The organism is Cryobacterium frigoriphilum, from assembly GCF_004403305.1.
Lineage (GTDB): Bacteria > Actinomycetota > Actinomycetes > Actinomycetales > Microbacteriaceae > Cryobacterium > Cryobacterium frigoriphilum.
Genome location: NZ_SOHE01000053.1, coordinates 324073 through 332993, shown reverse-complemented (window position 1 = coordinate 332993; position 8921 = coordinate 324073). Strand labels below are relative to the sequence as shown.

Annotated in this window: 8 protein-coding genes and 1 rRNA gene; 3 read left to right on the top strand and 6 right to left on the bottom strand. The window is 69.6% G+C overall.

The window, feature by feature from the left end; translation table 11 throughout:
• Positions 1-81 (top strand): 5S ribosomal RNA (gene rrf, locus E3T55_RS13315); the annotation flags it as partial.
• Between the two features lie 233 nt (positions 82-314).
• Here rrf and E3T55_RS13310 read toward each other — a convergent pair.
• The gene (locus tag E3T55_RS13310) at positions 315-1172 is read right to left on the bottom strand and encodes an RDD family protein (protein WP_134520029.1); all 858 of its coding nucleotides are present in this window, start codon (positions 1170-1172) and stop codon (positions 315-317) included.
• A gap of 62 nt (positions 1173-1234) precedes the next feature.
• On the opposite strand from E3T55_RS13310, the gene E3T55_RS13305 reads away from it, so the two are divergent.
• Positions 1235-2230 (top strand): stage II sporulation protein M, encoded by a 996-nt coding sequence (locus tag E3T55_RS13305; RefSeq protein ID WP_134520028.1) that lies wholly within the window; start codon positions 1235-1237, stop codon positions 2228-2230.
• Between the two features lie 220 nt (positions 2231-2450).
• On the opposite strand, the gene E3T55_RS13300 is transcribed toward E3T55_RS13305, so the two are convergent.
• The 5 genes from E3T55_RS13300 to E3T55_RS13280 are packed head-to-tail and all read right to left on the bottom strand — an operon-like array spanning position 2451 to position 8069.
• The gene (locus tag E3T55_RS13300) at positions 2451-3758 is read right to left on the bottom strand and encodes a DUF58 domain-containing protein (RefSeq protein ID WP_134520027.1); all 1308 of its coding nucleotides are present in this window, start codon (positions 3756-3758) and stop codon (positions 2451-2453) included.
• Positions 3759-3764: 6 nt separating this feature from the next.
• Entirely contained in the window at positions 3765-4796 is a 1032-nt protein-coding gene (locus tag E3T55_RS13295; protein WP_134520026.1) for an AAA family ATPase, read from the bottom strand.
• Positions 4793-6172: a DUF4350 domain-containing protein gene (locus E3T55_RS13290; protein WP_134520025.1), complete on the bottom strand. Its 1380-nt coding sequence runs from the start codon at positions 6170-6172 to the stop codon at positions 4793-4795. Before E3T55_RS13290 ends, E3T55_RS13295 begins: the two co-directional genes overlap by 4 nt.
• On the bottom strand, positions 6169-6867 hold the full coding sequence (locus E3T55_RS13285) for a DUF4129 domain-containing protein (protein WP_134520024.1): 699 nt from the start codon (positions 6865-6867) through the stop codon (positions 6169-6171). The genes E3T55_RS13290 and E3T55_RS13285 overlap by 4 nt, the downstream gene beginning before the upstream one ends.
• On the bottom strand, positions 6864-8069 hold the full coding sequence (locus E3T55_RS13280) for a hypothetical protein (protein ID WP_134520023.1): 1206 nt from the start codon (positions 8067-8069) through the stop codon (positions 6864-6866). Before E3T55_RS13280 ends, E3T55_RS13285 begins: the two co-directional genes overlap by 4 nt.
• A 166-nt stretch (positions 8070-8235) precedes the next feature.
• On the opposite strand from E3T55_RS13280, the gene mtrA reads away from it, so the two are divergent.
• Positions 8236-8916: an MtrAB system response regulator MtrA gene (gene mtrA, locus E3T55_RS13275; protein WP_134520022.1), complete on the top strand. Its 681-nt coding sequence runs from the start codon at positions 8236-8238 to the stop codon at positions 8914-8916.
• Positions 8917-8921: the final 5 nt, after the last annotated feature.

The following is an 8921-nucleotide window of genomic DNA, read 5'->3' as shown; positions in this document are numbered from 1 at the left end:
ATTCCGAACCCGGAAGCTAAGACTCTTTGCGCCGATGGTACTGCAGGGGGGACCCTGTGGGAGAGTAGGACACCGCCGGACTTAACTTGAGAAACAACAGGAAAGGCCACCCCACGGGGTGGCCTTTCTTGGTTTAACTACCTGTTCAAACCAGAGTGAGAGGGGTCGTGTGGGAACCCACGGCTCGCCCCACAGACCACCCACAACTCGACACCCGTACGCACCGACACTCCAGTCAAGGCCAGGGAACGTATGCACCCACACTCCATCCGGGGCACGGCAGGGCCGCCCCGGGCAGGGGAGGAGGCGTGGGGTCAACGGGTGGGGAAGCCGTGCGGGAGGCCCGTGAGCACCGGGGCCAGGCGGCCCAAGCGCTGCTGTTCCAGCAGCAGGGCGGCGTACTCGCGGTCACGGCGCACGGCGGTCACGGCCAGCAGAAAGGCTTCGGCCGGCGCCTGCGGCAAGGGCGAAACGAACCGTGAAACCTCGGCAACGAGGCCGTCAGCGATTCGGGTGCGCGAGTCGGGGGACAGCTTGGCGGACTGGCCGAGAAACTGCGAGACCCGGCGGGAGAGAGCATCCGGTAAACGCACAATGTCAACCGTCTGGGCCCACTGGGCCAGCTCGACGGGCACGCTGTGCACGGCCGGCGTGTGCCTGGAGACACGCTCATTCTGGCTGTAGGTGCCGGCCAAAAGGTCACCGAGCCGCTTGGAACGGCTGTTGAGCAGCCCCGTCGTGACGGCTATGCCGCCGAAAGTCATGTAGATCTCCAGCAGACCGACGAGCGCACGAATGAAGGCATGACGCAGCTGGATGGCTCCGCCATCGTCGCGCACGATCCGTGCGCCGATCGCCAGCCGCCCCAGGGACCGGCCGCCCGTGGCGACCTCCACGATCATCGGCGCAATCAGTACCGAGACCACGAGACCAACGATCATCAGCGCCTGCGAGAGCGCGGCGTCCAGGTACTGACCGGCTACGGCGGTGACCGCGAGCGCGAGCAACAGATAGAGCAGCAGATACGCGACCCAGTCGATGATCGTTCCGGCTGCCCGCAGGATCACGCCGGCCGGGCGCACATCGAGGGCGACCGCCTCTCCGGTGACGAGTTCATCGTCGGCCTGATAGGAGGAGAAATCGTCGCGGTGATCGGTACGAGGCTCCGTCATGTCTTCTATTGAACCAGATCCGATCCGAGCAGGTACGACCGGGGCAGATACGATAGGGCCTGATGGATCTCGACGCATATAGTGCGGCGCATCGCGCCGAATGGGAACGCCTGGCCGAACTCGGCGCACGGCGCCATCTCTCGGGCGCCGAAGCCGACGAACTGATTTCGTTGTACCAATCCGGTGCGACCGAACTGTCGGCGATCAAGTCGACCGCTGGCTCCACGATTGCGGGTGATCGCTTGTCGGTCCGGTTGTCGCGGGCACGCCTGCGCTTCACGGGGGCCAGCGCCAACGTGCTCTCCCAGGTGCCGCGATTTTTCGGCGCCCAGTTGCCCGCGGCCCTGTACCGGTTGCGCTGGCTCACCCTCGCGGTGGCAGTGGTCACGGTCGTGGTTGCGGGCTTCTATGCCCTGTGGGCTCTCAACGATCCGCAGGTGCTCGCCAACTTCGGATCCGACGCCGACCTGACCCAGCTCGCCAACGAAGACTTTGTCAACTACTACTCGGAGAACCCGGCCGCGTCTTTCACGGGCCTGGTCTGGACCAATAACGCCTTCATCGCCGCGCAGTGCATCGCCTTCGGCATCATCGGTGTGTACGTGCCGTACATCATTCTGGTCAATGCCCAGAACCTGGGTGTCTCGGCCGCCGTCATGTTCGCCTACGACCAGGGCGATGTTTTCTTCCTGTATATCCTTCCGCACGGGCTGCTCGAACTCACGGCTATTTTCGTGGCAGCGGCGGGCGGCCTGCGCATCTTCTGGTCGTGGATCGCGCCGGGGGTCCGCACCCGTGGGCAGGCCCTGGCCGAAGACGCTCGGGCACTCTTCACTGTTGCCATCGGCCTGGTCTTCGTGCTGTTCGTGTCGGGCATCATCGAAGGGTTCGTAACCCCGCAGCCGTGGCCGTGGCCGGTCAAGATCGGTATTGGTGTCGTCGCACTGCTGGCGTTCCTGGCCTACATGATCGTCGTCGGCGGCCGCGCCACGCGCGCCGGCGAGACCGGTGACCTCGCCGAGTTCGACGCCGGCAGCACCCGCATCTTCGCAGCCTGACCCGCAGCATGCACGGCCGGCGTGACCGCGCCCGATACGGGTGGGCGCTACGGCCGTTACGGTAGCGCGCACCCATATTGGGCGCGCTCGTGCCTGCTTCGCGGCAGATGTCGCGGGTCGCGTTCATCCGCCGCGGTGACCGCGCCCGATACGGGTGAGCGCTACGGCCGTTACGGTAGCGCGTACCCGTATTGGGCGCGGTCACCGCAGCGCCCCCGGCTCAGAGGCGGCCGGCGGCCTTGAGCGCAATGTAGCGGTCCGCGAGGGCAGGCGGCAGATCTGCGGGAGGCGCGGTGACGACATCCGCCCCCAGCTGACGGATGGCAGCAGACACCCGCTCCACGTCGAGCAGGGCCCGCTCGGCGGCCGCGGCCCGGTACACCTCGTCGAGCGTGCCGGTCTCGCGCGCCGCCCGAGTGAACGCGGGGTCGGTGACGGATGCCACCACCACGGTGTGCCGCTGCGTGAGCTGTGGCAGCACGGACAGCAGCCCGGTCGAGGCGCCGGCGGCATCGATCGAGGTGAGCAGCACGACGAGTGCGCGCTGGCTCGTGATCGCGCGCACCTGGGCCGGCACGGCCGCCCAGTCCATCTCGATGAGTTCGGGTTCGATCAGCGCCATCGTGTCGACCATGCGGCTGAGCAGTTCGGCGCCCTGAGCGCCCTGCACCCGGCCGCGCACGCGGCGGTCGAAGGCGAGCACGTCGACCCGGTCTCCGGCCGGACCGGCGAGGGCGGCGAGCAGCAGGCTGGCCTCAAAGGCGGTGTCGAGGCGGGGTTCGTCGTCGATTCGGGCCGCAGAGGTGCGGCCGGTGTCGATCAGAATGACCACCCGGCGGTCTCGTTCGGGGCGCCAGGTGCGCACCATCACGTCGTTGCGGCGTGCCGTCGCCCGCCAGTCGATCGAGCGCACGTCGTCGCCGCGCACGTATTCGCGCAGGGAGTCGAACTCGGTGCCCGGTCCGCGCACCATGACGCTCGTGCGACCGTCGAGCTCTTTCAGCCGGGTGATGCGCGACGGCAGGTGCTTGCGGCTGTTGAAGGGCGGCAGCACGCGGATGTTCCCGGGCGCCGAGAGCGTAGCCTGGCGGCACCAGAGACCCAGCGGGCCCCTCGAGCGCACGGTGACGCGCTCGACTCGGCGTTCCCCGCGGCGAAACGGCGTGAGCGTGAGGGCGACTCGGCGTCGTTCCCGTGGGGGGATGGCGACCGGGCTGCGGTTGGTACCGGCGCCGGCCGACGGCTGCCAGGCATCCCGCACCACACCGTGCAGGGTGCGGCGCCCGGTGTTGGTCAGAAAGAGTTCGCTCGTCACCGATTCGCCGAGCCGCACCCGGCGCGGCAGCACGCGCTGCACGGCGAGGTGGCGTGGTGAGGCCGCCAGCAGCAGATCGAGGCAGCCGAGGGCGATCACGAAGAGCAGCCAGCCCAGCAGCACGAGCGCCGCCACGCCCGGTTCGCGCCCGAGCAGCACGATCGGCACGACGCCGAGGGCGACGAGTAAGACGAAACGTCCGGTGAGCGTCACGGGGGCCTAGATCGGAACCTGAACCTGCTGCAGCACACTGCGAAGGATGACATCGACCGAGACGCCCTCGAGTTCGGCCTCCGGTCGCAGCTGCACGCGGTGCCGCCAGACCGGCAGCACCATGGCCTGCACGTGGTCGGGCGTGATCGCGTCGTAACCGCTGAGCCACGCCCAGGCCTTGGTCGCGGCGAGCAGCGCGGTCGTGCCGCGGGGGCTCACGCCGAGCTTGACCGAGGGACTGCTGCGGGTGGCGCGGGCGAGGTCGACGATGTAGCCGAGCACATCGGCGCTCGCGCCGACGGCGTCGACGGATGCTTGCGCCCGGGCCAGGTCCGCGGCCCCCAGCACCGGGGTGACCCCGGCACCGGCGAGGTCTCGCGGATTGAACCCGTTCGCGTGTCGCCGCAGCACCTCGATCTCGTGCGGACGGTCGGGCACATCGAGCACGAGCTTGAGCAGAAAACGGTCGAGCTGGGCCTCCGGCAGCGAATAGGTACCCTCGTACTCGATGGGGTTCATGGTCGCCGCGACGATGAAGGGCGTCGGCAGCTCGAGCGAGAGACCGTCGACGCTGACCTGGCGTTCTTCCATCGCCTCGAGCAATGCCGACTGTGTCTTCGGGGGTGTGCGGTTGATCTCGTCGGCGAGCATGATGTTGGTGAACACCGGGCCCTGGCGAAAATCGAACTCGCCCGACTTCGCGTCGTAGACGAGCGACCCGGTCACGTCGCCGGGCATCAGGTCGGGCGTGAACTGGATGCGCTTGGTGTCAAGGCTCAGGGCGTGGCTCAGGGTGCGCACGAGCAGCGTCTTGGCGACGCCCGGCACCCCCTCGAGCAGCACGTGGCCGCGGGCCAGCAGGGCGATGATCAGCCCGGTGACGGCACCATCCTGGCCGACGACGGCCTTGCCGACCTCGGCGCGCACCCGCGACAGTGCGGCGCGGGGGTCGGAGACCGGGGCCGCGATGCTCGGCGCCTCGGGTCGTGCGCCCGGTACGTCGACGGATGCGCTGAACGGCTGGGCGGGAGTGGTCATGGTTCCATTCTTCCTGTTGACGCCGGTAATGGTGGTATCGACGTGGGGCCGGCAGCGTTTCCGGCAGCGCCGCCCGGAGTGGTCGCCCGGATCGTTGCGCGTTCGAGTTCGCGCAGCCGGTCGGTGAGCGCGACCAGTTCCCCATCCGTCGCCGGATTCGCCCCGACGAGAACGGAGCGCACCTGGTCTGCGGGGCGCTGGGTGGCCGCGGCCACGGACTGCAGCACGTCCTCGAGGGTCGCCGAACGCGGCAGGCCGACCTGGCGCGCGAGCCGGCCCACGGCCGCGACGCGCAGCGTGTCGAGGGCGCGCAGCCGGGCGTTGCTGCGCGCGTAGAGCCGGGCCCGGCCCTCCATCGTCTCGCTGCCCTTCACCGTGACGGGCAGGTTCTCTGGCACGAGGGCGCCGAAGCGCCGCCCACGCCAGAGCGCGGCGGCGATGGTCGCGATGACGAACAGCACGAGCACCGGGGTCACCCAGCCCGGAGTGAGTTCGCCGAGCGACGGCGGCCCGGTGACGGCCACATCGGCGAGCGTCGGCAGGTACCAGATCACGCCATCGGTCGCGCCGAGCAGGTTCAGGGCGAGTGCGGCGTTGCCATACGTCGCGATTTTCTCGTTGCTGAACAGGGTGGCATCGGCGACGAGGGTCAGTGCGGTCGGTGCCTCGGCGGAACCGCTCGTGAGCTGCACGACCGAGAACCGGTCGTCGCCGCTCGGAAAACAGCCCACGACATCCGTCGCCCCCGGCCGGTCGCCCGCGTCGTCGCCGCTCTCGACGCCGCCGGTGCCGAGGGTGCGGCCGCCGGGCGCCAGCGTCTCTGCTGCCCGGGCGGCCGGCAGCGAGCACTGGGCCGTGAGTTCGTCCCGGTCGGACTCGCCCCCGAACCCCACGCCGGGCGCCAGGGCCTGCAGGGCGAGAAAATCGGGGTCGACCACGACGGTGTTCGGGGCGATATCGGCGAGATCTTGGTACTGCTCGGCGGTGAGGTACCCGTCGGGGTCCGTACTGAAGAGGGTGGCGTCGGGGTCAGCGGATGCCGCCGCCTGCGTCTGCCGCAGGGTGTCGGTGACCGTCACGGTCACGCCCTGCTGCCGCAGCACCTCGGCGAGGGCCATTCCGCCGGCCGGCGCCGCGCTCTCGGCGGCGAGGGGGCGGCCGCCTTCACCGGCGCCCGCGGCGAGAACCGTCGCGAGCACGGCGACGAGCAGGCCGCCGACGATCGCGAGAATCCAGAACAGCGAGCGGCGACCCGCCGCGCGCAGGGTGGGCGTCGTGGCCGGCGCATTCACCGGGGCCTCGTCGACGGCGGTGCCGGGCCGGTCGGTCGTCTGCGCGGCACGGGATGCGTCGCGCGGGTCGCGCGTGACCGTCATCGTGGCACGCTCAGCGCGGGCGTCTCGAGGAGCGACGGTGTGGCGGCGCTGAGCTCACGCTCCAGGGTTAATAGCTCCCGATACCCTGCTTCGGTGCCCGGGCGGCCCAGATAGCGCACTTCGTCAAAGACGCGGGCGGCGTCGCTGAGGCGCACCTGCGCGAAAGGAAAAGCCTGCGCGGCGCGGCCGGCGAAGTCGTGGGCGGTGGTGCCGGGGGAGACGCTGAGCACGGTGCGTTCGGCGAGGCCGCGGGCCAGAGCGCGAAAGATCTCGGTGCTGGCCAGGCTCCAGTCGGCACGCAGCGCGGCATCCGCTGCGGCTCGGCGCATGTCCTCGGCACTGCGGCGATCGTCGTCGCCGAACAGTTCGACGCCGAGCCGGCTGCGGCGGTTGAGGCGGGGAGCGCCGAAAATGAGCCAGGCCGCCCCGAGCACGGCGATCACGATCACGACCACGATCACCGGAACCCAGGCGCTGAAGGCCCCGCCGTCGGGCGCCGTGAGCGAGGCGAGCCAGTCCAAGACCGACTGGGAGAGCCGGTCAAACCAGGTCGGCTGGGCCGCCTGATACGGCGCCTTCGCGAGTTCGTCCCGCACCCAGCGCTGGGCCTCCGGCGCGTCGGGGTCGAGGAGGGTCAGGGCGGTGCCCGGCAGCGCAGGGCCCGCGAGCAGGCCCGCAATCAGGCCGGTGATCATGCCGTGGTGCGCCCGGCCGGCGCCACCAGATAGGGTTCGGCCACGGATCCGCCGGCCTGGGCCGATTCGACGAAGCGTTGCAGCTCGAGGTCGAGTCCCTCGGTGCGCATGCGCAGGTCGATGTAGATGAGCGCCGTCGTTGCCGACTGCACGACGGCGGCCACCGCGCCGAAGACGAGGGCGATGAAGAGCGTGAGAACGTACAGAATGATCGACGGCAGGTAGGCCTCGAAGGCCGCATTCGGGTCGACGAGCCCGACCGCGTAGCTGAAGACCAGGCTGAGCGGGGTCGTCACGATCTGCGAGACGAGGCCGACAATCGCGGCCACGAGCAGCTGGATGCCGAGGGTGCGCCAGAAATAGCCGCGGGTGAGTCGCCACGAACGCACGACGGCGGCACGAATACCTAAGCGTTCGAGCACGATCAGGCTCGGTACCAGAGAGGTCTTCGTCGACAGCCAAAGCCCGAGGGCGAGCAATCCGAGGCCGCCGAAGATGCCGACGATCACGCCGAGAACCACGAACGCGTCGCCGAGAATCACGAGCACCGCGACGAGGCCGGCGAGCACCCCGACCGAGACGATCAGCACGCCGACCAGGATCACGGTCCACAGCACCAGCACCCAGAGCCGCTTGCCGGCCGCGCGCCAGAGCGCGGGCAGGCGCAGTTTCTGGCCGAGAGTGGCGCGGGCGACCTCGACGACGATGACGCCCTGCAGCAGCGCCGAGCCGATCAGCTGAAGTGCCAGCGGCACCAGCACCGACAGGATGATGGTGAGTACGGCGCCGGCCGTGACGGCGTCCACGTCGGCGGCGGGGGCGCTGTCGATGCGCCCGAGCGACCACGCCGTGACCAGCCCGACCACGACAACGGTCACGAGGGTGAGCACCGACTGAATCAGCAGCGCACTGCCGAAGGTCGCGCGCGGATTGCGGCGCAGCACCTGGAACGGTGCCCACAGCAGGGTGCCGAAGTTGAGCGGGCGCAGCGGAATCAGCCCGGGCTTGGGCGGGGGAGTCCACGCGGGCGGGGGGCCGCCGGGGCCGGGATAGTAGCCGGCGGGTCCGGGCGGCGGGCCGTAGCCGGGCGGCGGGCCGTAGGCATCCGGCTGCACGGGCGGCACCGCGCCGGGCGGCGCGAAGGCACCATCCTTCGGCGGTGTCGTTTCGCCGGATACCGGGGCCTGCCAGGGGTCGCTCACCGTCCAATGTTGGCACACCTTGCCTGCCGCTGTCCTTCCCCCGAGCGGATGCCCGCCCTTCTCACGGTTGCCACCCCCTCAGGCAGGGCTCTCGGCTACTCTGGAGTGAAGGATTGCAGCACTCACCGGGAGATCCGGAGGAGTCGTCTGCCCTGGAGAGAGACGTATGACTGCTCGTATTCTGGTCGTCGATGATGACAACGCCCTGTCCGAAATGATCGGGATCGTGTTGCACAGCGAGGGTTTCGACCCGAGTTTCTGCGCCGACGGTTCCCTCGCCCTCGAGGCCTTCCGCACGGCCAAACCCGACCTCGTGCTGCTCGACCTGATGCTGCCCGGCCTCGACGGCATCGAGGTCTGCAGCCTGATCCGTGCCGAATCCGGCACGCCGATCATCATGCTGACCGCACGCACCGACACCACCGACGTCGTCAAGGGCCTCGAGTCCGGCGCCGACGACTACATGGTCAAGCCGTTCAATCCCAAGGAACTCGTGGCGCGCATCCGCACCCGACTGCGTCCGGCCGTGGCCGGCGGCGGCCCGAACCTGCACATCGGCGACCTGGTCGTCGACGAAGCCGGCCATGAGGTACGGCGCGGCACGACCCAGATCAACCTCACGCCGCTCGAGTTCGACCTGTTGCTCGCGCTCGCGTCGAAGCCGCAGCAGGTGTTCACGCGGGAGATGTTGCTCGAACAGGTCTGGGGCTACCACTACAAGGCCGACACCCGGCTGGTCAACGTGCACGTGCAGCGGCTGCGCGCCAAGGTCGAGTACGATCCGGACAACCCCCGCATCGTGATGACCGTGCGCGGCGTGGGCTACCGCGCCGGCGCCGTCAGCTAGCCGCC